Annotated in this window: 14 protein-coding genes and 2 tRNA genes; 7 read left to right on the forward strand and 9 right to left on the reverse strand. The window is 60.7% G+C overall.

Annotated features, from left to right (window positions below):
• Positions 1–69: 69 nt before the first annotated feature.
• Complete coding sequence (locus tag ACZ5B4_RS03435; protein WP_464913040.1) at positions 70–3,240, reverse strand: DUF1553 domain-containing protein; 3,171 nt, start codon at positions 3,238–3,240, stop codon at positions 70–72.
• A 1,018-nt stretch (positions 3,241–4,258) separates the two neighbouring features.
• Between ACZ5B4_RS03435 and ACZ5B4_RS03440 the strand changes: the two genes are divergently transcribed.
• Complete coding sequence (locus ACZ5B4_RS03440) at positions 4,259–4,900, forward strand: glycine zipper domain-containing protein (protein ID WP_464913041.1); 642 nt, start codon at positions 4,259–4,261, stop codon at positions 4,898–4,900.
• Between the two features lie 93 nt (positions 4,901–4,993).
• On the opposite strand, the gene ACZ5B4_RS03445 is transcribed toward ACZ5B4_RS03440, so the two are convergent.
• The 4 genes from ACZ5B4_RS03445 to ACZ5B4_RS03460 form a co-directional block, all read right to left on the reverse strand.
• The gene (locus ACZ5B4_RS03445; RefSeq protein WP_464913042.1) at positions 4,994–6,295 is read right to left on the reverse strand and encodes a hypothetical protein; all 1,302 of its coding nucleotides are present in this window, start codon (positions 6,293–6,295) and stop codon (positions 4,994–4,996) included.
• A gap of 138 nt (positions 6,296–6,433) precedes the next feature.
• Positions 6,434–9,832, reverse strand: a complete 3,399-nt coding sequence (locus tag ACZ5B4_RS03450) for a hypothetical protein (RefSeq protein WP_464913043.1) — start codon at positions 9,830–9,832, stop codon at positions 6,434–6,436.
• Between the two features lie 144 nt (positions 9,833–9,976).
• Positions 9,977–12,382, reverse strand: a complete 2,406-nt coding sequence (locus ACZ5B4_RS03455; protein WP_464913044.1) for a glycoside hydrolase family 95 protein — start codon at positions 12,380–12,382, stop codon at positions 9,977–9,979.
• Positions 12,383–12,655: 273 nt separating this feature from the next.
• Positions 12,656–12,728 (reverse strand) — tRNA-Glu (locus ACZ5B4_RS03460).
• 482 nt (positions 12,729–13,210) lie between these two features.
• Here ACZ5B4_RS03460 and ACZ5B4_RS03465 point away from each other — a divergent pair.
• Positions 13,211–13,286, forward strand: a tRNA-Pro gene (locus ACZ5B4_RS03465).
• A 263-nt stretch (positions 13,287–13,549) separates the two neighbouring features.
• Here the strand turns inward: ACZ5B4_RS03465 and carB are convergent.
• The gene (gene carB / locus ACZ5B4_RS03470) at positions 13,550–16,750 is read right to left on the reverse strand and encodes a carbamoyl-phosphate synthase large subunit (protein WP_464913045.1); all 3,201 of its coding nucleotides are present in this window, start codon (positions 16,748–16,750) and stop codon (positions 13,550–13,552) included.
• Between the two features lie 488 nt (positions 16,751–17,238).
• On the opposite strand from carB, the gene ACZ5B4_RS03475 reads away from it, so the two are divergent.
• Both ACZ5B4_RS03475 and ACZ5B4_RS03480 read left to right on the forward strand, forming a co-directional pair.
• Positions 17,239–18,549, forward strand: a complete 1,311-nt coding sequence (locus ACZ5B4_RS03475) for a Gfo/Idh/MocA family protein (RefSeq protein ID WP_464913046.1) — start codon at positions 17,239–17,241, stop codon at positions 18,547–18,549.
• Positions 18,550–18,618: 69 nt separating this feature from the next.
• Positions 18,619–18,966, forward strand: a complete 348-nt coding sequence (locus ACZ5B4_RS03480; RefSeq protein WP_464913047.1) for a P-II family nitrogen regulator — start codon at positions 18,619–18,621, stop codon at positions 18,964–18,966.
• Positions 18,967–19,092: 126 nt separating this feature from the next.
• Here ACZ5B4_RS03480 and ACZ5B4_RS03485 read toward each other — a convergent pair whose 3' ends face one another.
• On the reverse strand, positions 19,093–20,439 hold the full coding sequence (locus ACZ5B4_RS03485; protein ID WP_464913048.1) for a hypothetical protein: 1,347 nt from the start codon (positions 20,437–20,439) through the stop codon (positions 19,093–19,095).
• Between the two features lie 310 nt (positions 20,440–20,749).
• On the opposite strand from ACZ5B4_RS03485, the gene ACZ5B4_RS03490 reads away from it, so the two are divergent.
• The 3 genes from ACZ5B4_RS03490 (at position 20,750) to ACZ5B4_RS03500 (ending at position 22,849) form a co-directional block, all read left to right on the forward strand.
• Positions 20,750–20,905, forward strand: a complete 156-nt coding sequence (locus tag ACZ5B4_RS03490) for a hypothetical protein (RefSeq protein ID WP_464913049.1) — start codon at positions 20,750–20,752, stop codon at positions 20,903–20,905.
• A 91-nt stretch (positions 20,906–20,996) separates the two neighbouring features.
• A complete protein-coding gene (locus ACZ5B4_RS03495) occupies positions 20,997–21,515 on the forward strand; it encodes a HEAT repeat domain-containing protein (protein ID WP_464913050.1) in 519 nt (172 codons plus the stop codon).
• A gap of 362 nt (positions 21,516–21,877) precedes the next feature.
• On the forward strand, positions 21,878–22,849 hold the full coding sequence (locus ACZ5B4_RS03500; RefSeq protein WP_464913992.1) for a DNA integrity scanning protein DisA nucleotide-binding domain protein: 972 nt from the start codon (positions 21,878–21,880) through the stop codon (positions 22,847–22,849).
• Between the two features lie 105 nt (positions 22,850–22,954).
• Here ACZ5B4_RS03500 and ACZ5B4_RS03505 read toward each other — a convergent pair whose 3' ends face one another.
• A complete protein-coding gene (locus ACZ5B4_RS03505; RefSeq protein WP_464913051.1) occupies positions 22,955–23,815 on the reverse strand; it encodes a DUF6690 family protein in 861 nt (286 codons plus the stop codon).
• Positions 23,816–24,159: 344 nt separating this feature from the next.
• Complete coding sequence (locus ACZ5B4_RS03510; protein ID WP_464913052.1) at positions 24,160–24,717, reverse strand: hypothetical protein; 558 nt, start codon at positions 24,715–24,717, stop codon at positions 24,160–24,162.
• Positions 24,718–24,785 lie beyond the last annotated feature (68 nt).

Consider the following 24,785-nt stretch of genomic DNA (forward strand, 5'->3'; position numbering starts at 1 on the left):
CTCCCCAAAACGCAACGGCAAACGGGAATAACGGCACCGGGCCGGTGACATGCCGATGACGGAAAAAGGTCAATGTCGCAAGAGGAATTCGGGACTGTTCATCAAAGCCCAGGCCAGATCGATCCACGCGTCCCGGCCTTTGGCGACGCCGAGTTTGATATACTCATCCACGGCCTCGATTTCCTCTTGTGTTGGAAACCGCGACAGAATCGTCAGGTAGAGCCGCTCGGTGATTTCCTTGGTGCTGCCGCCGGCGGCGATCAGCGCCCCCAATTTCGGGCCGTTTTGCAACTTGTTTTGAATTTGGCCGGAATTGAGCATGTACAGCCATTGGGGCGACGCCAATTCGTTGACGCGCTCATTTTCCATGCCGGTTGCTCTGGCGGAGCGGCCGAACAAAGTCAGAAACGAGCTGGAAATGCTGCCGTCGGCGATGGTCACCGCTCGCATGTCCTTGGGGATGTACGTGAACGGCTCCGGGACGGCGCTGGTGTAAAGGTCCGAGCCGCCTGTGATCTGATCCAAGGCGTCGGCCAGGACCTCGGCCTCCACGCGGCGCATGATGTAAGAGCCGAAGTTGGCCATGCCCTCAGGGCCTTGATAGTGCGGAATGGGGGAAAGCTGGTACGTGGTGGAGGTGAAAATCAGACGCTTGATATGTTTCAAATCGTAGCCGTTGGAGGTCAATTCCTGCTCCAGATAGGCCAGAAGTTCGGGATTGACGGGAAGGTTGTCGTCGCGAATGTCATCCGGTTCGTGAATGATCCCGCGGCCCATGGCCCAGGCCCAAGTCCGGTTCACAATCGTCTTGGCGAACCACGGGTTATCGGGGCGAATGAGCCAATCGGCGAAGACTTCTCGCGGGTCGCGGTCCGGGGGAAGCGTGGTCCGGGTGCCGTCGGGGAACACGACCTCTTGCGGGCCGGCCTCTGCGACCGGCTCCGGCAACGTCTGTGCGATGGTATTCGTGGCCGTCACTGCGGCAGCGACCGAATCCAGGCCCGCGGCCGTGTCGCCGGGAATCGCCGTCGAGTTCAAGGGATCCCAAAAGACGATTTCCTCCTTCCATTCGCTGGTCGGCTTGAAGCCTACCTGGGAAAAGAATTTGGCCAGGTTGGCACGGCGTTCCTCCGGCCAAAAATCGATGCGGGTGCCCATGAACGTGAGAGCCGCCGCGGATGCAATCCCTTCCGGCGTTCTCTCCGAAATGGCTCGGTAGAAGTTGACGGGGCCGACGCGGAAGTTGCTGCCGCTGGAGGTCAATAATTCTCGCGCAAAACGGTCGTAGGGTTTGTTGCGAACCAGCGACTCCCATATCCAACGATGGTAGGCCTGCGCGGCATTGGGCCACAGCTTCACCGGAAACTCGGCCTTGACCCGCAGAATGTCGCTCCATCGCATGGCCCAGTAATCGGCGTGGCGGACGTCTTCGAGGAGCCGATCGATCAAGGCCGACCGTTTGTTCTTGTCGCTGCTTTCGATAAAGGCCTTGGCTTCCTCCGCGGTGGGCAACTCACCGATCAAGTCGAGGTAAGCTCGACGGACGAACACGGCGTCGGAACATAAGACCGGCTGGATACCCAAGGATTGGAGCTTCGCGAAAACGAGTTCGTCGATGCGGTTCGCCGGGGTTGGAGGCTCCGGGCTTTCCATCAGCGCGGCAATACGTCGCGACGCGGATAAACGGTAGAGTTGAATTCGGGTCTGATCGACCATCGCGGCCTTTTGATCGGCCGCTTGCTTCGCGGCGACGTATTCCGCGCGACGTTTGTCGGCCTCCTCTTTCAGGGGCGGTACCAATGCCTCGGCCTCTTGTGCCGCCTTTTCATCCGCTTCGAAAGTCTGTTTGGCCTCGGCGATACGGTTCTTGAGGTTTTCCAATTCGTCTTCGGCGGCCTTCTTGCGTGCTTCCGCCTGCGATAAGCGTTGAGCCGCGGCGGCGGCCTTCGCGGCGGCGGCTTCCATCGCCTTGGCGGCCGGGTCCAACGCGGCTTTGGCTTCATTGGCCGCCTTCCGTTTCGCGGCGGCATCTTCCGCGGTCTGCTTCGCGACCGCTTGCAGTTGAATCCATTCCTCGGCTGCGTCACGAATTTCCTGCGGCACGTCGCCTTCGGCGGGCGGTTCCGTCTTTGCCGCCGCCATGATAGCGTCGGCGAGCCTTCTCTTTTCTTCCGCCGTCTTGGCCGCCTCTTGCGCGGCTGCCTCGGCCGCCTGGACCGCCGCGGATGCGGTTTCCAATTGTTTCGCAAGGTTGGCCAGGGTGGATTCAGCCAGAGCCTTCTGCTGAATTGGGCGGGACAGCTTCTGCACGAGGGCATCCACCCGCTTTTGAGCTTCAAGTTGGGCCGCCTGGGCCTCACTCACGGCGGCCTTGGCCTGATCCGCCGCCCGGCGTTCGGCCTCCGCCTCGGCGGCAGCCGTCTTCTTTTCGTCCTCCGATTTCGCGGCGTCTTCCGCGACTTGTTTCGCGACCTGCGCGGCCTCTTGAGCAGCTTTCTCCGCTTGAGCGGCGGCCTCCGTCGCGGATGCGACACGATTCACGGCAGCCGCCAACGCTTCGTCCAGCGGTTTCTTTTCGGCCTCCAACTGCGCGATTTGGGCCGCTGCCGACTCTCGTTGCTTTTCAAAGCTCTGTTGTAGCTGCTGCAAACGAGTCAGGGCCATCTTGGCCGAGTCGGCCGCCCGACGCAGGGCACCGGCTCGATCGGCGGCTTGTTTCGCCGCAGTCTCGTGTTTGTCGGCGGCCTCCGCGGCGACCTTGGCCGCAGCCTCCGCCTCCCTCGCCGCTTTCTCAGCGGCGGTGTAGGCGTCTTGCAGGGGTTGAGCGACCGCCCGCGCCTCGGCGAGGGCTTGATCCAACGGGGGTTTGGCCTCCGCGGCTTCGGCGAGTTCCTTGACGGCGGCCGCCAGGTTCTCTTCGGCGCGTTGCAGCTCCTGAGCTCCCGGCTCGCCGGACAATTCCTTGGCTTCCGTGGCCCGGCGTCGCTTTTCGTTGGCGGTCTTGCTCGCCGCGGCGAATGCAGCGTCGGCTTTTTGCATCGCTTCGCGTAAGGGCACGAGGGCGGCCTCCGCCTCACGAGCCGCTTGGACCGCTGCGTCATAGGCCGCTTTGGCTTGAGCCACTTCGTCCGCAGGAGGGGCGGCCTCTTCCGCCGAGGCCTTCACGACGAAACAGGAACCGGCAATGAAGCACAGCATTACCGGAATAGCTGCGACGGACCAGGAGGCATTGCGGTTCATCGTGGTTCACCTCTCAGGGCTGCGAAACGGACGTGCCGCGAGCCAGACTGCGATCAGACGCCAATCGGCCGCGCCTAAAACCGGGCGCAGCCCGCGAAACTCCCTGCGACGTACGTAACGAATCAACGGCGTCTCGCTTGCCGTGCGGGGAGACGGCGCGAAGGCGGAGCGACCAACAAAAGCTTCGACTTGTCGTCATGCGGATCGACGACCGATTTCAGGTAGGTCGAGCGGCGGGAAATCTTCCTATGGATAGTCCAACCGGACGGTCAGGCTACGCCCAAATAACCAAATCGCCGGCACGGCGGTCTATTGAGAGCCTTGCGGTTTGTTTCGTAGCGACTTCGCCGCGGATGCACCCCGCGACGAGGTGGGGCGACGGACGGCCGCTTGTCTCGACGTCCGTGGGTCGTTGCCGCATGGGCGGCTGGAACGACTTACATTATGGTACGCCTGCAATGGCCTTGCAACAGTTGCAACTAGCAATTTCCGGATTGTCGCCTACCCGGGCATTATTTTACCTTTTCCACTCCGTTGGCCGCGTCGCGGCGGTGCGTGACGATCGACGGGGTTTCGCGGTGTTGATGGGCGGAGGTGCCATCCCTGCCGCAGGAGACCGCAAACGTTGCCTTTTATTCCCACGTCATCGCTTCGGGGCGGTCAAAAGGGGGCGGTCAACGGGCAAGTTGTCATATCCAAGGCCGTCGGCATGGAAGCTGTCCTCTGCCTGCCTCCGACCCGTTCTTGCTGTGTCTGTCACGCATTTTATCCATGTATTGCATTTTCACATTGACGCCTTTTGGTAAAACGGCTACGATCAATCGCCCAGTGATTACGTGGGCAAAATATGTCCGCTGGTCTGCCGGTCGGGGTACGATCTGCGACTCGATAAGCTAATTTCCTACAAGAGCCGATACATTACTCATAGCTTTAATAGGCGGCATCGTTGATGCGATCGTCGTCAACGCGTCACCTGATGCTCATGGAACCGAGCACCCTCCGCGGGTAAGGGAATGCCATGCGATTCTTCAGCGATAAATCGGCTTGGCGTAACGCTTTGTGGATAGTCTCTTGCCTGTTTGTCACCTCCGGTTGCACCTCCACTCACGCGGATCGGGGTGCCCTGCTGGGGGGGCTTCTGGGGGCGGGCACCGGTGCGGTGGTGGGTAACGCCGTGGGAAGCACCGCGGCGGGAGCGGCGTTGGGGGCCGGTGTGGGAGCGATTGCCGGGGCCGCCATCGGTGATAGCTTGGACGAGATCGAGGCGCGAAACCGCGCGGCGATTGCACAGCAACTGGGACGAGAACTTCGACCGGGCCAAGTAACTTACGACGACGTCATTGCCATGACCAGGGCCGGCGTCGCGGAAGAGCTGATCGTGACTCACATCCGAAACAACGGCATGGTCTATCCGCCGGGGGTGGATGAGATTATTCGCTTGCAGCAAGAGGGCGTCAGCACCGCCGTCATCAAGGCCATGCAAGAACCGCCGCGACGTCCCCCGGCCTCCACGCCCTCTACCGTGGTCATTCGAGAACCGGCGCCGGTCGTTGTTCACGAATACCACGATTATTGGTGGGGACCGCCCGTTTATCGCCGGTATCACTATCACCGACCTCCGCCGCCCGGTGTCAGTTTCGGTGTGACGATTCGGGATTGAGGCCCGCATGAGGCGGGAATGCGGTCAAGATTTCGACCGGGTCGGTCGCCGAGATTCCGACCGCTTTACGGCCGATGCGTCTTCCGGGCGACGTCACTTTTGCGGGCCATCGTTTTTTCCGCGCTCGGCCTCTTCCATCTCACGTATCGTGACGTCGCTCTCCATGGAGCGTCGCGGATCTTTCTTGCCTTCGCCCGGAGAGGGCGGAATGATCTGCTTGATGACCACGTCGTCGAATTCCACGGTGCCGGCCCCCAAGTAGGCATACAACATCACGCGACCCCATTGCGGCGTGTATTGCGTGTGGCGTGGGGTAAAATCCTCGGTGTGCACGTTCCAGGTGCCGGTGGGGCCTTTCAGATTTTGCTGGCTGCGGTAGCATTCTCGCATTTGATCCCAGTTGATCGCGGAGGCCGAACCGGGCCGGCGGCCGGTCCCCGGCGCACCTCGAGAGGGAGTCGCACGAGGCGCGGGCGCGGCCGGGTTACGACGCTCGCCGGGAGAGGCCGGCGCACTTCCCGTCCGCGCATATTCACTCGGCATCTCGTCGTAGCATTTGATGAACACCTTGGGACTGGGGCCGGTGGTTCGCCAGCGACACTGAAAGCGATACGTAGCGCCTTCCTGGACCTGGAACGGCAGGCTGTAATACATCACGCCGGTGGAATCCCCCACATCCGCGCCGAAGGTAAAGCGGATGACATGGTTTTTCGGATCCGTGGAATCGACCGCCCAAGCGACCAGTCGCCCGAGCGGTTGACGATCTTGCCCGCCCGTCGGTTCCCAGCCCACGGGGACACCGCCGACCGCCCTTTCAAAGTCGCCTCCCAAAATCAAATTGGGGTTTTTGTTCCAGTTCTCCTCGGCGATAGGGTCGGCCGGCCGCTCTCCCGAAGCCGGACGTTCGTACAATGCGTTCAGCATCTCTTCAACGTAGAGATGGGGAATCTCCGAGACGGAATTGGTGCGGGCCGACTTTTCATAGATTACCCGAGGGTTCCGAGCGTCCGAAAAGTCCGCGCACTTGATGACCAGATCGTAGATTTCTCCCGACGTGCCGGGAACGCGTTCCACGGAGCCCCAAATGGCAATGTCGGCTTGAAAATCCTCACGCACGATTTTTGCCATGTCTTCCAGCGAGGTCGCCGCCGATATCCGAAGTGCGTTCATTTCGCAAAAGTCTCGGACGTCGGCCATGGTCTCGGGAATGATGAAACCGCCTTCCCTTTTGAGCTTTTGCCACAACATGTCGCCCACGATTCGGCCGTAACGCCCCTGATCGAATTTCGACTCGAAATCGAACGGTACGACGACTTTTTGGGCCGACACGAAAGGCGCTGTGCCGAAGAAGGCAATTGCCGTCAAAACGATTGTCAGCATCGAGGTACGGAACATGGCAAGCTCATCGGCTATGAGTGTGAAGGGCTATCGGTACGATGGGCGACGAATCGCTCGGTATGCGGTTTCCTCTTTTCAGCCAGCCGCCTTCGGCAACGCGGATTCGCGGCCTCGCTGACCCGTTAGGCTGACCCGTTAGTTCGACGGTTGTGAAGCCGTTGCGGTGCCGGCTCCGTGCATCAAGCGGCGATAGTAGCCGCGCACCAGGTCCTCCCAGCCCGGCGGCGTGGGATCTTGGACGCTACCCAGAATTTCCTTTTGGACATCGGTGGGAAGGTTGACGCTGGCGTCCTGCTTGACCTCGAATTCGCCGCCGACGTACTGCTTCTGCGATTGGAGCGATTCGAGGACGACCTCGCGCTTCCGCAAGGCGTTCTGATAACGTCCCGCGAGCAGATCGCGTTCCACCTCGGCCATGAGATCAATCAGCCGCTGCATATCGGTGCGGTGATAGTTCATGACTTGCATTTGAGCATCGATCGCCTCGGCCTTGTTGCGCAATTCGGCCTGTTTTCCGGCCAAACGCTGTAGTTCTCGGGGACCGTGTCCGGGAGGAGTGGGGCCTTCCAAGCCTTGCCCTCCTTGGCCGCTCTCCTTGCCTCCTCCCGTGGCTCCGCCGGTCGGATCCTTGCTATGATCCTTGATTTGCCCTTGCATGTACGGGTCGGCGGTCAGTCGACTCGGAGTCTTGCGTCCGCCTTTCCCAACCGCTTCATCACTGACGAACTCGCCGCTGGACTTTCCGCTGCGTCCCTCTCCCGATCGCCCTCCGATTTCGCTCGTGTTGGGGAGGCGATTTCCCGTGACGCCCTTGGCGCTCATGTTCGAGATCGGACCATCCGCCGCGTCCCAGCCGGCTCCTTTGTCCAGAGAGTCCGCCGCGCTGGAGGAAACATCTTCCATCTCGTCGAAAAGGTCCTCTTCCTCTTCCATGAGTTCGCCGATCAGATCCTCCAGTTGGCCGGGCAATTCCGCCATCGGGGCTTCCTTATCGGCATCGCTGAGGGACTCTTCCTGGCTCCAACGTTCCCGATCAGGCGTATCGGGCAACCATTTCTCCAGATTACTCGTGATTTCCTCCGCCATTTCGTAGCCCAACTGTTCCAAGGGCACGGCGATATCGACGGACTTTTTGAGCAGTGCGTCCTCAGCCATTTTCAATTCGGTCTGGATCTCCACCAACTCTTGGCACATGCTTGCCGAGGAAAAATCCTGTTCCGGCAACTTGCTGAGATCGCTGTGGGCTTCGGCCATGAAACGCGACCAGTCGTCCTGCACTTGGGCCAATTCCTTGAGCTTTTGCTCGTCCTCTTCCGTGAAGTCCTCCACCGGCTTTTTCGCCAGCTCCTCCGAGGCTTCAATCACCTTCTTTTGCTGTTCCAAGAATTCTTGCAACTTGCTCTGAATCTCTTCGAGCTTTTTCTGCACGTCGTTCGGCAGATCGCCCCCGGGACGCTTTGGAGCCTCGGCCAGCAGCTCCGCCTGAGCTTGTCGCGCCAAGTCCAACATCTTGCGCAGCGTCTCGATGATTCGGTCTTGCAGCGTAGTCAATTCCCCGTAAAGCTGGGCTTCACCGCCGCCTGTTCGCAGCAAAGCGTCACTTGTTTGGACTGCCGCCAGCATTTCATTGACGGCCAAGTTGTTGAGCACGCGCTTGATGGCGAGTCGCTCCGCCGAGTCGGTGTCTTGAATCGTGGTCGTGATCTCTTGCGTGCCCGACTGGACGGCGACCTGTTTGGCGCGCACCTCTTGGAGCGCGGCGACCACGGCTTGGGGATCCGGTGCCGCGGCCGCTTGCAGCGTACCGATCGTCGCCCGAGCACGTATCTGCGTCTCCAATATTCGAAACACGGCCGAACGCAGACTTTCCAGGTCCTTCAGGGCCGCCGCCGTCTTTTCTTCACCCGCGATGATTTTGATTGCATGCCACGGCCCTACCGACACTTGGGGGCGGAGGTCCAATCCCCACTTGGCCAGGTTGCGTTTATCGGCCGCGACCGCGCGAATTAAGACGGTCTGGCCGGGTTGAAATCTCTCCGGCTGCAAGACGAAGGAATGGTCCGCGACGACGGTGGTAGTGCCCTCGAATGCCGTCCACGCGTGCAGTCGCACCAAATCCCTTTCGTCTTGCGGCGACGAAGCGTTCGCCGACGTCCCGCCCTCCGCCGGGGACGCACCACTGTCGGATTGCTCTTGGACTTTCATTTCCAATCGAATCTCCCCGACGGCGTAGTCGTCCGTGGCGCGGACCTTAACGGCGATGGTTTCACCCGGCGAAGCGGCGACTTGCCGATTCGGCTTGAGGATCTCAACGGTGGGAGGCCGGTCGGGAATAACGGTGACTCGGTTGGTTCGCGGATTCGGGTCGGTCAGCCCTGAACCGTTTTGCAAGGCCACGGTGAAGTTGCCGTCTTTGAGCATGGGGATTTTGACGAGGAAAGCGCGGCCGCCGTCCTCGACGCTTCCCACGAGGACTTGACCGTCCACGATCACCCGGCCGCCGGATACGACGGCACTCGGCAGTACTCGCAAAACGGCTTCGCTGTATTGCGGCGCCCGCAGGTCGAGTGTGCGTTGCCGATACGTGTCGGAGGGACGTCCCATGTAGGCCGGATAGTTGTAGGTGACCTCCACCTCTTGCGGCGCCGGGACCTCGGTAATTCCGACGCGATAGATCGAAGACTGGGTGTCCCCGATTTCCAGGCGGTATTGCAATGGTTTGAGCACCGCCGGAATGGCGCACACGTATTCCTCGCCTTCTTTCTCGGCGGCCATGGGAATCTTCTGTTCCGGCTCTCCCTCCGCCGACACGAAGAGAAAACCGGGGTACGGTCCGCGGCCGGGCACCGCAACCTTGGCCGTAACCTTGACCGTCGAGCCGGCGAAGACCTCGCAATTCCCCGGTTCCACCGACAAGATGCGAATGCGTCCCACCGACGGCACGAATTGCCAGGGCTGAAGCAGTCGGCTGGCCGCGGAACTCCAGTTCGGCAAAAGTAGGCCCAACACGATGCTGATTAGAATCAGCGTGACCAGCACGCCGCTCCATTCCAGGAAGTCGCGCGAAGTCTGCATGCAGTGCCGGAATCGTTCCCACCGCGTGCGGCGAAAAGGCGTTTCCTCCAAACGGATTCCGTTGACCCGCGAAACGGCCTGATTCACGGCTGCCAGACAAAAAGCGGGGTTGTCCTGGCGGGTGTCATGAGCGAGTTGAAGAATATTAATCAGGCTGCTTTGTAACTCGGGAAACTCCAGCTCGACCCGGCGGGCGGTCGCCTCCAATGTGCGATGACCGCGCGAGGCGCGGCGGACCGCCCAAACCAGCGCGCCGAGGCTCACAGCGCCCCAACAGAGAAACGCCCCCAGCAGGATCGACTGCGGAAAACGGAAGACGGCATCCGCCAACATGAAGATCAGAAACAGGCCGAGAGACAGCGAGGCGGCCGCCGCCAGACTGCTCAGCAAGGTGAAAATCCACCACTGCTGGCGAAGAGCATCCAATCTACGAACCACGCTTTCGGCGGCGGGCGACATGGCATTCCCTTTCTGTTCCGGAGAAGGGCAAGATTAGGACGGGGCGCCGTCACCAGGCTCTAGCGTCTATTGTCTCCCAATCCTAGGGGGGCAGTCAATGGATTTTGTCCGGACTTCGTCCCGGCAAGGAGCGCAACCGGGAGGCTAATCCCGGCCTGCTTGTACGATGTAGAGCTGCGGCTGGGCCGAGAAGGCATAAGCTCCGTCCGGCGTTTGCGCGACCTCCAACGGAGTGCCCTGGATGTCGCGGATTTCCGGCTCTCCGAACTTGGGGGGAAGGCGCAAACGCATCGGCTGTGCCAGCTCGGGAGTCAACTCCGCTCGGATGGCCCCTTCATCCCATCGGATGGAAACCGCTACCTTGCCGCGAGCGAGCAGGCCCTCCACGCTGCCCGATCGCCAAGCATCCGGCAAGGCGGGCAACAGGGAGATTTCGCCGCCGTGGGATTGTAAGAGCATTTCGGCAATGCCCATCGTGCCGCCGAAATTGCCGTCGATCTGAAACGGCGGGCAACTGTCGAACATGTTGGGCAGGGTGCTTTCCGTAATCAGATCGCCAAAAAGTCTATGCGCGCGGTTTCCGTCCGCGAATCGCGCCCAAAGACTAATTTTCCAGGCCTTGCTCCAACCGGTTCCGCCATCGCCGCGGAATTCCAGTGATCGGCGAGCGGCGCGGAACAACTCCGGCGAGCCTTGGAGAGTGATTTCCTCGCCCGGAAAAACGCCCCAAAGGTGGGAAACGTGCCGGTGTTTGTTGTTGGGGTCATCTTTGTCTTCGAGCCATTCTTGGAGTTGCCCGTGTCGGCCGATTTGATTCGGAGCAATGCGGGCATGCGATTCCAAGAGACGTTTTCGGAATTCGGGGTCCACGTCGAGGATATCGGCGGCCTTTGCGGTCGACGCGAACAAATAACGAATAATCTGGTGGTCCATGGTCGGGCCCATGACTAGGCCGCCTTGTTCCGGCGAGTTGGACGGGCCGGAAATCAGCCAATGCTCGGGGGAGCGGGGGTCCTCGATCAGATAGTGCAGGAAAAACTCGCAAGCCCCCTTCATCAGCGGATAGGCCCGCCGAGCCAAGAATTCACGATCCTGGGTGAACTCATAGTGCCACCACAGATGCTGGCACAACCAGGCTCCGCCGGTCGGCCAAATGCCGTGATTCGCCGCGTTGATCGGGGCGGTTCCCCGCCAAAGATCGAAGTTGTGATGCAGCACCCAGCCGGGGGCGCTGTAGTGGACCTCGGCGGTCCGGGCCCCGGAGATTGTCAAATCCTCAAGGGCGGCGAATAGCGGTTCCGAGCACTCCGACAGATTGCAAACTTCGGCGGGCCAATAGTTCATTTCCAAGTTGATGTTCGTCGTGTATTTGGAGTCCCACGGCGGCCTGAGGCTCTCGTTCCAAATTCCTTGGAGGTTCGCGGGCTGGCTGCCGGGGCGACTGGCCGAGATGAGCAAATAGCGTCCGAATTGGAAATACAAAGCGGCCAGTTGCGGATCCGCCTGCCTGGTGAAATCCCGTATACGCTGGTCGGTGGGCCGCTCGGCGGCATCGGTCTGGGGCAACGAAAAACGTACTCGATCGAACAAACTCCGGTAATCCTCCAAGTGTCGCGTCAGAAGCTGATCGTACGACCGTGAGGCTGCTTTCTCCAGGATTTCGTTGCAACGGGCGGAGGGGTCGCCGCTGACGTCGCCGAAGGCGCGATAGTTCGTAGCCGCCGTCAACAACAGCGTGACGGCGTCGGCCCCGGTTACCCGAACCGCTGCACCATCGACGACCGCAGTGCCGCCTTCGGACCGGATAAGCACCTGAGCCTCGAAACGGATGACGCTTGGCAGACGTTCGTCCGTGGCTGCGTTGAAGTAATCCGCCGGCTTGCCGCTCAAAACGATGCGATTACCGGCGGCCCGAATCTCGTGCCGGGCGTGAGGCGTGGTGAGCGATGCCGCGAACGCGACGGAACCGGGCTTGTCGCCCGCGATGCGGACCACGATGACTTGGTCCGGGTAACTGGCGAAGACGGTTCGGGTAAAGGAAACGTCACCGACGCGGTAAGCGGTTACCGCCAAAGCGGAACAAAGGTCCAGCTCTCGGCGATACGACGCGACTTCAATGTCATCTCCAAAATCCAGGTAAAGGTCGCAACATGGTTGATGCGGCATCTGACGGAGCGGGATGCTCATGAAATGTTCTGCCGCCAAGGCGGTGGCCTCCGCTTGCTTCCCCTCGAAGAGCAAACGTCGAATCTCGGGGAGGTATTCCACGGCACCCGGGTGCGAGTAATCGTGCGGCGAACCGACCCAAACGGTGTCCTCGTTCACCTGGATCCGTTCCCGGTCAGGCTTGCCGAAGACCATGGCCCCCAAACGGCCGTTCCCGATCGGCAAGGCCTCGGTCCACTTTTCGGCCGGTCGCTCGTACCAAAGGCGAAACGATTCGGCCGCTTGGACCGTTGCGAGATCAAGGTGGGCGATGCCGAGCATTCCGGCAACGGCACATAAGAAAACCGTTGTTGCGGCCGCGAATCGGAGGATGAATCGTTGCATGGGAGGCCTTTTGCCGATGGCTAGCGGTCGAAGATGGGCCTTCCGTAATACCCGTAATGAGGGTCGGCCCTTTAGCTCGGGAACGCAACAGACTCGCGCACGCTCCTTACTCTTGGCTAGAGCATAAACCGCCGGCTTTCCGGGATGGAAGCTTGCTGCAAGTAGCCGGGAGGGAAGCTTGCTGCAGATGGAAGCCCGCTGCGTGCGGCCTCTTGCGGGAAACGCACAATGAAAAACGGCCGGGCGTCGTTCACCACCCGGCCGTTTCTCAAGTACCCCCTAGGGGAGTCGAACCCCTGTTTTCGGACTGAGAATCCGACGTCCTGGGCCACTAGACGAAGGGGGCGTGGCATGTTCTTGAATTGATTGGAAAGCTGCTACGTGACGCCTCCGGTTTGACGCCATGAACCACTCAATCTCGTCAACCTCGTAGATCAGCCCCACTTCAGACCGCGTGGAAGCACACGACCAACTGTGCGCACCCAACGGAACGTGACGCGGCGAATCGAACCGCTAACCGTGCGACCCATTCCACGACGCTGACGGGCACTGAGCGACGCCGTCCGCTAACCGCATCATCGCTAACTCTATACATTATGGGGTTGGATGTTTTCCCGTCAATCCACCCCTCGGCCGACATGCCCCAAGTCTTGCAGGCCCCAGGAAAAAACGCTTAGCCAAACTTCGGGTATTCCTGGGTTCGATCCCTCGAGCACAGCCGAAGTCGCGGCCCGAAGAGCCGGTTGCGTTGCGCACCGAGCCGGGGCTGAACCGCCGGGTGCCCGGCATTGTGTCAACCGGCAACCTCGGCTAAACTGATGAAGTGATCGGGGCGTGGCGCAGCCTGGATTAGCGCGCTTGCTTGGGGTGCAAGAGGTCACCGGTTCAAATCCGGTCGCCCCGATTTTTACGGCTTTATAAGTCGGCTTTATACGTCGTCAATCTTGCGACTTCGCCGTGGGGCCGATCGCAAGTCCGTCCCGCTTGTCGGCACGACGCTCCGTCGGTTGTTGGAACCGCGGCGAAATTCTTCAGCGCCGGGGAGCGGCGCCGCTGATGCCGCGTATCTTCGCGCGGCGCCCGGCATGTATCTTCGCAACGGGGCGGTCCGACCGGGGCGTATCTTTGCCGGGCCGGGTCGGCATGTTTGCACCCCAAGATGCCTCGCTACTGAATCTCGCGATGGTACTCTTGCAAGCTTTTCACGGAGCCGTGTCCTTTTCGGCACGCTTGGATGCCTTTGGCGGCGGCGACGGCGGCGGCCAGCGTGGTGATGTACGGCACCTTGCAGCGGATGGCCGTTTGCCGAATGTAGGCGTCATCCGTTGTACCGGCCTTGCCGCGCGGTGTGTTGATGACTAGTTGGATGCGCCCGTCGATGATGGCATCGACGATGTTCGGACGGCCCTCGTAAATTTTTGCGATCGGTTCACTTTCGATGCCGACCTCCGAGAGGAACCGGTGCGTGCCCGCCGTGGCCTTGATCTTGAACCCCAGCTCGGCAAATCTTCTCGCCACCTCGCGCGCCGCGGGTTTGTCGCGGTCGGCGACGGTAAGCAGGACGGTCCCTTCCAGCGGCAGCGGCGTGCCGGTCCCTTCCTGAGCCTTGTAATAGGCCAGGCCAAAAGAGTCCGCCATGCCGAGCACCTCGCCGGTGCTGCGCATTTCCGGCCCAAGGACGGGATCGACCTCGTGGTACATGTTGAATGGGAAGACGGCCTCCTTGACCCCAAAGTGGGAAAAGGTTTTGCGGGTCAGGCCGAAATCCGAGAGCTTCTTACCCAACATGAGCTGCATGGCAATACGCGCCATGGGAATGTTGCACACCTTGGAGACCAGGGGCACGGTGCGGCTGGCTCGAGGGTTGGCCTCCAGGATATAGACCGTGTCGTTGCAGATTGCGTATTGGATATTCATCAACCCGACTACATTCAGCTCGATCGCGATCTTGCGGTTGTATTGGTAGATCGTGTCGATGTGCTTGGGCGGCAGGCTGATGGGCGGTATGACACAGGCGGAATCACCGGAGTGGATGCCGGCCAATTCGATATGCTCCATGATGGCGGGTACGAACGCGTCTTCGCCGTCGGCGATGGCGTCCGCCTCCACTTCGACGGCGTTTTCCAGGAACTTGTCGATCAAAATGGGCCGTTTGGGGGAGACTTCGACCGCGCGTTGGACGTAGCGGCGGAGCATCTGCTCATCGTAGACCACTTCCATAGCCCGGCCGCCCAGCACGAAGGACGGGCGAACCATGAGGGGATAGCCGATCTGCTTCGCGATCTCCAAGGCCTCTTCCAGGCTGCCGGCCATCCCCGACTCGGGTTGTGGGATGCCCAGCTTCCGCATGACCTGCCGAAAGCGATCGCGATCCTCGGCCAGTTCGATCATTTCCGGCGACGTGCCGAGGATTTTCACGCCCGCTTCGGCGAGTTCCGCGGCGATGTTCAGGGGAGTCTGGCCGCCGAATTGAACTACCACGCCCTCGGGTTTTTCCTTTTGATAGATGGCGAGCACATCCTCGACCGTCAGCGGTTCGAAATACAGCTTGGTCGAGGTGTCGTAATCGGTGGAAACGGTCTCGGGGTTGCAGTTGACCATAATCGATTCGACGCCTTCGTCGCGCAAGGCGAACGCGGCGTGAACGCAGCAATAGTCGAACTCGATCCCTTGTCCGATGCGGTTCGGGCCGCCGCCGAGGATCATCACTTTGCGGTTGGGTGAGGTTTCGGTTGCGTCGGGGGCGTTGTACGTGGAGTAATAATACGCGGCATTTTCCACACCGCTGACCGGCACCGCGTGCCAGCCGTGCACTACGCCCAGCCGGAGCCGTTGCTCGCGGATGTCCTTTTCCTCACAATTCAGGAGTTGGGCGAGGTACTGATCGGCGAAGCCGTCCTTTTTGGCTCGGGCCAGCAGGTCATCCGGAACGGCCGTCCCTCGATATCGAAGAATCTCCTCTTCTAATTCCACCAGTTCCTTCATTTGACGAATGAACCACGGTTTGATGTGCGTCAGCTCATGCAGCTTTTGAACGTCCGCACCCTTGCGCAGCGCCTCGTACATGATGAACTGGCGTTCGGAGGACGGTTCGACCAGCATGGTCAGCAGTTCATCGAGAGAGCGTTGGTGGAAATCTTTTGCGAATCCCAGGCCGTAACGGCCGATCTCCAGCGAGCGAACGGCCTTTTGCAGGGCTTCCTTGTAAGTTTTGCCCAGGCTCATCACTTCACCGACGGCCTTCATTTGAGTACCGAGCTTATCCCGCAACCCCTCGAACTTCTCGAAGGCCCACCGCGCGAACTTCACAACCACGTAGTCTCCGGAAGGGGTATAGCGATCCAAGGTGCCGTCGCGCCAATACGGGATCTCGTCGAGAGTCAACCCTCCCGCCAGCAGCGCCGAGACGAAGGCGATAGGAAAGCCCGTCGCCTTGGAAGCCAGGGCCGAAGAGCGTGAAGTGCGAGGGTTGATTTCGATGACGACGACGCGGCCGGTCTTGGGGTCATGGGCGAACTGGATATTCGTGCCGCCGATCACGCCGATCGCCTCGACGATGTCGTAGGAGTGTTTTTGCAGTCGGCGTTGCAGTTGCTCGTCGATCGTCAGCATGGGGGCGGTGCAGAACGAGTCCCCTGTGTGGACTCCCATGGCGTCAACGTTCTCGATAAAACAGACCGTGACGCGCTGATTCTTCGCGTCTCGCACCACCTCCAGCTCCAACTCCTCCCAGCCCTCCACCGATTCCTCGATGAGGATTTGGCCGACCATGCTGGCTGCCAGTCCGCGTGCGGCCACGGCAAGGAACTCCTCCATGTTGTAGACCAGGCCGCCGCCGGTGCCGCCGAGAGTGTAGGCGGGGCGGATGACGCACGGCAGCCCTATCTCGCCGGCAACTTCTTCCGCCTCTTTCAGGCTGCTCGCGATGCGGCTGCGAGGCATTTCGATGCCCAAGCGATTCATGGTCTCTTTGAACGCTTGGCGATCCTCGCCGCGTTGGATGGCGTCTAGATTAACGCCGATGACCTTGACTCCGTATTTCTCCAATACGCCGGCGCGGGCGAGCTCGGACGACAAATTCAATCCCGTTTGGCCGCCCAAATTCGGTAGCAATGCATCCGGACGTTCCTTTTCGATAATCTCCGTCAACGAAGTCACGTTGAGCGGCTCGACATAGGTCACGTCCGCCATTCCGGGATCGGTCATAATCGTGGCGGGATTGGAATTGACCAAGATGATTCGGTACCCGAGGCTGCGAAGCGCTTTGCAGGCCTGCGTACCGGAGTAGTCGAATTCACAAGCTTGGCCGATTACGATGGGGCCGGAACCGATGATCAAGACCTTGTCGATGTCGTCTCGTCGCGGCACGGTGGTATTTTCCTTGCTTGTAATGGACGGTTCGGTAGGACGCCAGGTAGAGCCGTTTGGATTCCAGCGATTCGCGGGGCGTTTTGGTGCTTTCGCGCGCGGGGGGAACGGCACGCGCGAATCCGGCGCGATTCCCTCTATCGCAACGCAAAAACCACCGCGTGTCAATTGGTCCCACAAGGAGCGGCCTTGTCCGGCTCCGCAGGGGCGGACAATCCGCGCACCGGCGTCGTGAAAAGAGGGACGACGATGTGGCTCGCCGAATGACGGATTCGCGATTCCGACTGCAAGCGGTTTCTTCCTGTTGGATGTGGTGAATTAGCTGGGGATCAGGTTCTTGACACGGCATAAGGTTCTTATGAAACTGAACGCAGTCCATATCGGTGATCTCGGCGAGGCGAGACCGGACTTGCATCGCGATTCGTTCGCAATCGCAGCGCCAAGGGAATCGCCAAATCAAATGGTCCCTGACTTGGGAGGAAGCCGACGTGAGTCATCGCCGTTTCCTTGGGCGTCGTTCCTTTTTGAAGTTTTCCGCTGCGGTCGCAACGGGGGGGCCGGTCTTGATTCCGCGCGCCGTTTTGGGAACGGCGGAAACCCCCGCCGCCAATGAACGGATCGGGATCGGTGGGATCGGAATCGGCCGGCGCGGCCTGCAAGTTTTTGCGGAAGTCCCCAGCCTCGGTCGCATCGTGGCCGTCGCAGACGTCAATCTGCCTCGGGCGGAAGAAACGGCGGGCAAATTCCAGGGTGTGGCCTATAAGGATTACCGCGAGCTTTTGGATCGCAAGGATATCGATGCGGTCATTACCGCTACGCCCGATCATTGGCGGGCGTTGGTCTGCATTCATGCCTGCCAGGCGGGTAAGGACATTTACGCCGAAAAGCCGATGTCGCTGACGATCCACGAAGGCCGCAAGATGGTCGAGGCGGTGCGGAAATACGGCCGGGTCTTCCAGACCGGGAGTCAGCAGCGGTCGATGGCGGCCAATCGGCTGGGCTGCGAATTGGTTCGCAACGGGCGGATCGGCAAAGTCCATACCGTGATCGCCGCCAATTACCCCAGTCCCTGGGAGTGCGCCTTGCCCGCGCAGCCGGTACCGGCCGGATTGGATTGGGACATGTGGTGCGGTCCCGCGGAGGTCGTTCCCTATCACATCGATTTGTATACGCCTCGGGCCAAGCCGGGATGGATTTCGTTTCGCCCTTATTCGGGCGGAGAGATCACGGGTTGGGGATCGCACGGCTTCGATCAGATTCAGTGGGCGTTGGGAATGGACGAGACGGGGCCGGTGGAGATTTGGACGGACGGCGCCCCATTCACGCCCCCGACGTACTCGGAACCGGAAAGCCGCGAGCGGGGCGACAGGCTGTGTGCCTCGCCCAAGGTCTCCTTCCGTTATGCTAACGGCGTCACCGTGCATCTCGACAACGGACCGGGCGGCGGCGCCATTTTCATCGGCGACAAGGGAAAGCTGGTCTTGGACCGTGGGAAGTTCACTACGGAACCCGCGGAGCTTGGAAAACCGCCCTACGACGATTTCACCGTCCGTTTGTATCGCAGCGACGATCACATGCGGAACTGGCTGGATTGCATTCGCTCGCGGGAGAAGCCGGTGGCGGATGTCGAAGTCGGGCATCGATCGGCCACGATCTGCCATCTGTGTAACATTGCCCGCTGGGTCAATCGCAAGCTTCGCTGGGATCCCGATTCCGAGCGATTCGTGGATGACGACGAAGCCAACGGACATTTGGACCGAGTCCGCCGAGCCCCCTATCAACTTCCGGAGACGGTGTAAGCCGGCGACCGGATCCCAATCCGCGAACGTTCACCGCAGCCGTCGGGTCGATTCCACGGAGTGCGACGCGTGAAGCTTGTCTTGGCCGTCATTCAACCCCCGAAATTGGAAAGCGTCCGGGGTGCTCTGGATCGGATTGAGGTCGGCCGGTTGACGATTACGGATGCCCAGGGATTCGCGCGAGGCTCCCCCTTGGGTCGTGATGAGTCGTCGCGTCGCCGCGACGGCAGAGTATTGCGGAAATCACTGCTCGAAATCGTCGTAAATGACGACTTCGCGGAGAGGACCATCAGTACGATCGCGCAGGTGGCGAAGACGGGCCGAACCGGCCATCCGGAGGATGGCAAGATCTTCGTGGTGGCGGTCGAACAGACCATTCGCATCAGCGACGGTGCGGTCGGTCCTGGGGCGGTCTAGACGGTTTGTTTGCGAAGTCCGACGTCCTGCATCCAGGATCGATGGTTGGCCGGACACAGGGAGGCGGATCGCATCTTTGAGCCGACGGAAGCGGCGGAGCTTCCTTGGACCGCTCGTCGGATTCGATCAATCCGAAGAATCGGCCGCTTGAACCGATCGGATCGGCGGCGAAGCGATGTAGCGTTCCTCTTCGGCGGCCTCGATGAAGACTTCGTTCAGGTCCGTGCCATCGACGGATCTTCTCAGAAGTAGATAGATCATGGTCGTTGCCGCCCAGAAAAAAGAGAACAGGAACGAAACGGCGACGGATTGCACGAGGTATTGCCAACTTCGAATGGCTCCCGCGCCGAACCTGCCGAGCAGGCCCAAGTCCTCACTGCCTTGCGTCAGGCTTCGGATTCGTCCATCCGATAAACCGGCCATGGCGGCGGCGTTGGTGAGCGAGATGAGGCTCTCCGCCAAGGCTGAGACGATGACCCACGCCAGCCAACCCAGGAATGCCGCGACGATCACCAAGAATGCCAGCGGCAAGGGACGCCGATAAACGTAGGAGAAGGCGGTGCCCACCGCTCCGAAGCCGTCTTGTCCGTCAACGCTGATGGACGCCGACAATAACGGCCAACCGAACATCAGTCCTACCAGGGTTAACGTTGCACCGAGGCCGATCGCCAAAGCCAGCGGCCAGAGCAGCCCGGCCAGAGCCAGGCCGACCTCGGAACTCAGCAGCAACATGCCTCCCAGCGTCAAAAGCCCCCACAACAACAAGACGGCCAAGACCAAGCTCAGGGGCGCCAAGAAGTTGTGAAGCCAATGGGAGGCGGCAAACCGCCACAAATCCCGCCACGCCGGTCGATCTCCCCCTGCAAGCTCGAGCGCGGCATGTCGCGTCAGCATGGAGCCGAACAAGGCCCAGACCGCAACGATCCACGTTCCGTGAAGGGCGAGTCGAATCCGATCAAGCCAGGAAAGCTCCGCGGCGCAGAAAAGCGCCGCGAAGGGAGCGCTAATGCGTCTCCAAGTGCCGATCATCGGGTCTTCCAAGCGATCGATGCCCGGCATGACTCCCCAGGATGACTTGATGCGCCAGGCTTGCGGCACCAGGTTTTCCAAAAGGGATTTGGAATCCGCAAGCCCCGCGACGGCCCCGGCCGGCGGAGGTTCGTCCACGGAAAGAACTCCCACTGGGAAGGGAGAGCCCGTGCGGTCCAGCCCGCGCTCGGACGCCCGCGTGTTATGGGGCTCCCCATTTGCATGCTCTCTTGGAGTCCGCGAGGTGGGGGAAAAGATACGAGCTGTGGGACGCACGGGCATAACGGCGTCGATGATGCCCCATCCCAGATAGGTCAAGATAACGCCGATGAGGGCAGTGCCCAGATTCCCGGGAGTGATGGCGATCCACAGGCAGTTCCAAAGACGTAGCCAGGGAAATACTTCCAGCCAGCGAACTTCGTTGACCGTCTGTGAATTGCCCATGAGTTCAGTCCCTTGCCCCCATGCGAGTGAAAGCGACGCACCCGTAACCTTTCGGGGTCAAGCTGTGGCGATCGGAGTCTGGGATAACACGTTTGTAGGATACCTAGGCGGTTGGAAAGCGGCAAGTTGGCGCAGATTCCTGTGAAAACCGTTTCTATCCCTGCCCGCAAGGGATTGCAGGCAAGAAGGGACGGAGTCGCGACTCGGTTTTACAGGGCACGCGCGACGTTACCGGCTGCGAGAACTCGCCTTGGCCTCGTCTTGCGGATTCGGTACAACCTCCTCGATTGCGTTCTTGAAGAGCGGGGCGATGCAACTGCCGTGGTGGCACATTCCCAATGCCCGGATGGTTTCGGTGGCCGATCATGAGCAAGTGGCGGACTCTCTGCGCTGTCGTCTGTACGGTCGGACCGATATCGGTCCTCGCCGTTACGGCTCCCGGATGCAGTTTCTGGAAAGGGTTTGAACCGTTCAAGACTTCCGCGAAGAATTCGCAAGCAGGTTTGCCGCCCGGGGTCGTCATTCCTCGGGAACGCCTTAAGGGATGGCAGGATTCCGTGAAAAAAGCCCGCACCCCGGAGGAACGCGCTGCGCTGGCTTCTCAGCTACGAGCTGAGTTTAACGCCGAGCAGGATCCCTTTATGCGGCGAGAGATTCTGCGGCTGGTTTCCAAGCTCGATATCTCCCTCGCGGCGGAGATGGCGAGGTCGGCCGCCGAGGATCCCGCGGAATCCGTACGTTTGGAGGCATGCGGGGTGCTCGGAAAGGCGGGCGGGGCCGAATCGGCGGCAGTCCTAGCGGATGTGTTGAGACGCGAAACCTCGGCGGACGTCAAACAGGCCGCCATCAAAGCCTTGGGAAACGCCAAGGAGGCGAGTGCCGTCCCCGTCCTTGCCGAGTTCTTGAATGAGCGCGATCCCGCGACGCAGTACCTGGCCATGCAATCGCTTCGTGAAGTGACAGGGAAGGATTTCGGCAATGATGTCCGCCGTTGGGAAGCATACGTCCGCGGCGAGATTCCCGCGGATGCACCATCGGCTTCAATAGCGAGCAAGGTGAAGGACGCGATTTTCTGAACCACGGAGCCGGAATCGCGGCAGCTTGATCGTCAGCCGGGATACCCGGAAGCCGGAACAAGCCCCGCTTCACGGCTATGCGAGCTTGGAAACCGCTCCGCGGTCACCGCCGCGCTGACGAGTTCGTGGGGGGGCCGGCCGAGCGCCGTACAACGTGGCGGTTGGCAAAGCGTGTCCGCGGGTCGGCGAGCGGCGCGCATTCGCCCCCTCGGTTTGATTGCCAAAAGTGGGTGGGTCGGCTAGAATCGTACAGCTATCGCCCGAAGAATGCTGCTGCTTGCGTTGCCCGGCCAAGGTCTACCGGCGAACACCCGCATCCCCTTGCAAGTCCCATCGCGATGCCAGAAAACTCCAAGAATCCAATAAATCTTGCGGAGAAAAAAGCCCCCGACGAAAAGAAACCGAACCCCGACGCCCCCGAAAGTTTTCGCTTTACCGAGCAATTCCGCTCCCTCTTGGAGGGAGGCGTGCGATTGCACGATCAATTGGAGGCGGCGGCCATCCTTATCCTCGTGAACGGTCCCGGGGATTGGGCGCGTTTGCGCTCGATCGTCGGCCAACGGCGCGTGATCATCGCATCCGAACGATTGGCATACTTGGCCGGAGCGGCCGAGGTGGGGTTTTCAAGCGTAGCCGTCAATTTGCCGCACTCCTCGCCGTATGAACGCATTACCGAGGCGCTCCTCGAGTCGGTGACGGAGGAACTGTTGACCCGCGGTCAGCGAGTGATCGCTCTCTACGGACTGTTCGAACCCTCCAGCGTGGATTCGCTGAGCGTGATTCGCCTGTCCGACCATCTGGCGAGACTGACGACCCGGGACCTGCGAGAACTGAATACGGCGATCCCGATTGAAACGCTCAAGCTGGTGATCAATCTAGCGGTGGAGATCGGCCAGGAGGGGCGCGAAGGCAAACCCGTCGGGGCGATTTTCGTCGTCGGCGATTCCCGCAAAGTCTTGTCTCACACGCGGCCTCTGGGATTCGATCCCGTTCGCGGCTATAGCAAGCACGAGAAGAATCTCTTTGACGCCCGTGTCCGCGAGGGCGTCAAGGAGATCGCGCAACTTGACGGGGCCTGCATTATTTCGGAAGACGGGACAATTCTCGCGGCGTGCCGCCACATCGACTGCTCCGCTTCGGATATCGTCCTATCGAAAGGTTTGGGTGCCCGCCATTGGGCCGCCGCCGCTATTACCCGCAAGACCAAGGCCGTCGCCGTTTGCGTGAGTGAATCGAGCGGCACCGTAAGGGTGTTCTTGAACGGGGAATGCCGCTTCCGAATCGAGCCGCAGATGCGGCGACCCTTGCTTTGGCGTGAGAGTACTCACGACTGAGGGGTTCGTGCGGCCGCCGTTTCCCGCACGGGCCGCGTTACGGCGGGGTGTCATATCGGCCGTCAATACGGGGGCTTCCTTTCGCCGCCGTAAGACATTCCCTATTCATTGCGGATAAGCCAACGGGACGGCCGCCGGGACTTGTGGAGCAACAGGCTCCGGAAATGCTTCGCGCAACCGGGTCATCAGCTCTTCCGTGGGGCGCTCGATGACGAGGTCCAGCTCGAATCGTGCATGCGGTTCCGCGGCACGCAATACACGCTGCGGACGGATCCATAGGTAGCTCTTCACGCCGCCGCGAGAGCCTTCCTCCGGCACCACATAAAGAAACAATCCCGGATCGTTGGTGGGCCGATGACAAAACCCGAATTGAGCGGCCAAATATTGGATCAGCCGATTGGCATTGCCCGTCGTCCCACGAAAGGTGATTCTTTGAACCTCCTGCCGGGGATTGAAGTAGTAGGTCACCGCTCCTGCCAAGTCATCCTCCCGCGTGCCGGTAAGCAGCGGCACACGGTAACCCTGCAATTGGATACCCGCCGTTGCCGCCGTCACTCGAGGCCAGCGTTGGACCAGATAGTCGGGCCGCATATCGAAGCGAAACACCTCGGCAAAGTCCGTCGTGGGAATCACATATTCGGGCGTAGGCTCCTCTGGACCGGCGGGGGGGGTGTCTTGAGGGGAGCTTTGCAGCGCAGGCAGAAATGCCGTGAGGGATTCTCCGGATAGGACGCCGGCCAACAAGTCTCCGAGCTTGCGAGAACCGGGCAACAAGGCCAACGGCGACATCACAAGTAATATACCGACCAGTGCCAGAACAAAACGGTTGAGGACGGGGCTGGGCGGTGGCGGCGGAGGCGGGGGCTGTTTATCGTCTTTGTCGGCCATGGATGCACCCGTGACGGAGCGAAAGCAATTCGCGGCTTCCACGCGAGTTGGAGGGATTTGTCGGCTGGATCGACCCATCACGCCGATCCTGCCGCGCTTTCCAGGAAAAACCGTGGTGCGTAATAATCTTCGACCGCAGTTGGGCGTGCGATGGAGGAGGATGCCCGGAATCCGCAAAACGGGTACGGTCGTTAGGAGGTCGAATGCAAAACGCAATTCCGGTCGGCTGTGGACGGCCTACATTTCCGCACAATCGGATTCGTCGCGGCAATCGGTATAAGGCGCAAACTGGAAAAGGGCGTCAGGCTGACCCGTTTCGCCGAAAGATTGCCGACGGGTTGCCGCAGTCGTTGCCGCAGTATAGGCGGCGAAGCCGGCCGACTCAGAGGGCCCGCGTCTGGCGGGTGGTGGGCATTGTAACGCTACCATCTCGGCCAGAGCCACCACGGAAGACCCGGCAGCCGTCCTAATCCGAACGGATTCCGCCAGGAATCGAAGGGCAGCGTCCAAGGGCCTTGAGGATTACCCCATGGGCCGTATGGAGTTGCGCCCGGCCGGAATGGAAACTCCCATTCTTCATAAGGCCTGAGGAATTCGCCCAGCCCCCAAGTCCTCACCACATGGAGGTGATCGTAGCTTTCAGCACCCCGAATGGTCGATCGCGTGTGGCGATACCCGCTGACGATGTAGTTGGGTGCGGTCGGTGACGAGATGGAGGCTTCCGGCTGAAATTGCGCTACCCGCTCGCCCTGGGGAGAATGGCTGTAGTACGACGGCTGGAAAACCCAGCTTTGTGCCGCCGCGACCGAGTTCAAAGCCCATGCCCAAAACGTGACCGCCACGCACAGACGGAGCTGCCCTTTGGAGATACCTGTCGCCCGGCAACGCGCTGTGAAGGCGCGGAGAGGTGAGCGGCCTTCAGCCCGTTGGAAGGCGCCCTCCCAAAGTTTGGAGATAGTTCGGTCGAATCCAGTTTGCATTTCAACCCGGTCCGGCGAAAGCCCGGTGCAAGTTAAGAGCAATGGTTCTCACGGATGCCACTACCCGG

It is taken from the genome of Thermogutta hypogea (assembly GCF_055386265.1).

What these genes read in the sequence shown, in the direction of transcription:
- ACZ5B4_RS03435 (WP_464913040.1), bottom strand. Translation starts at nt 3,240, where the DNA reads ATGAACCGCAATGCCTCCTGGTCCGTCGCAGCTATTCCGGTAATGCTG.
- ACZ5B4_RS03440 (WP_464913041.1), top strand. Translation starts at nt 4,259, where the DNA reads ATGCGATTCTTCAGCGATAAATCGGCTTGGCGTAACGCTTTGTGGATA.
- ACZ5B4_RS03445 (WP_464913042.1), bottom strand. Translation starts at nt 6,295, where the DNA reads ATGTTCCGTACCTCGATGCTGACAATCGTTTTGACGGCAATTGCCTTC.
- ACZ5B4_RS03450 (WP_464913043.1), bottom strand. Translation starts at nt 9,832, where the DNA reads ATGTCGCCCGCCGCCGAAAGCGTGGTTCGTAGATTGGATGCTCTTCGC.
- ACZ5B4_RS03455 (WP_464913044.1), bottom strand. Translation starts at nt 12,382, where the DNA reads ATGCAACGATTCATCCTCCGATTCGCGGCCGCAACAACGGTTTTCTTA.
- ACZ5B4_RS03485 (WP_464913048.1), bottom strand. Translation starts at nt 20,439, where the DNA reads ATGGGCAATTCACAGACGGTCAACGAAGTTCGCTGGCTGGAAGTATTT.
- ACZ5B4_RS03490 (WP_464913049.1), top strand. Translation starts at nt 20,750, where the DNA reads ATGCAACTGCCGTGGTGGCACATTCCCAATGCCCGGATGGTTTCGGTG.
- ACZ5B4_RS03505 (WP_464913051.1), bottom strand. Translation starts at nt 23,815, where the DNA reads ATGGGTCGATCCAGCCGACAAATCCCTCCAACTCGCGTGGAAGCCGCG.
- ACZ5B4_RS03510 (WP_464913052.1), bottom strand. Translation starts at nt 24,717, where the DNA reads ATGCAAACTGGATTCGACCGAACTATCTCCAAACTTTGGGAGGGCGCC.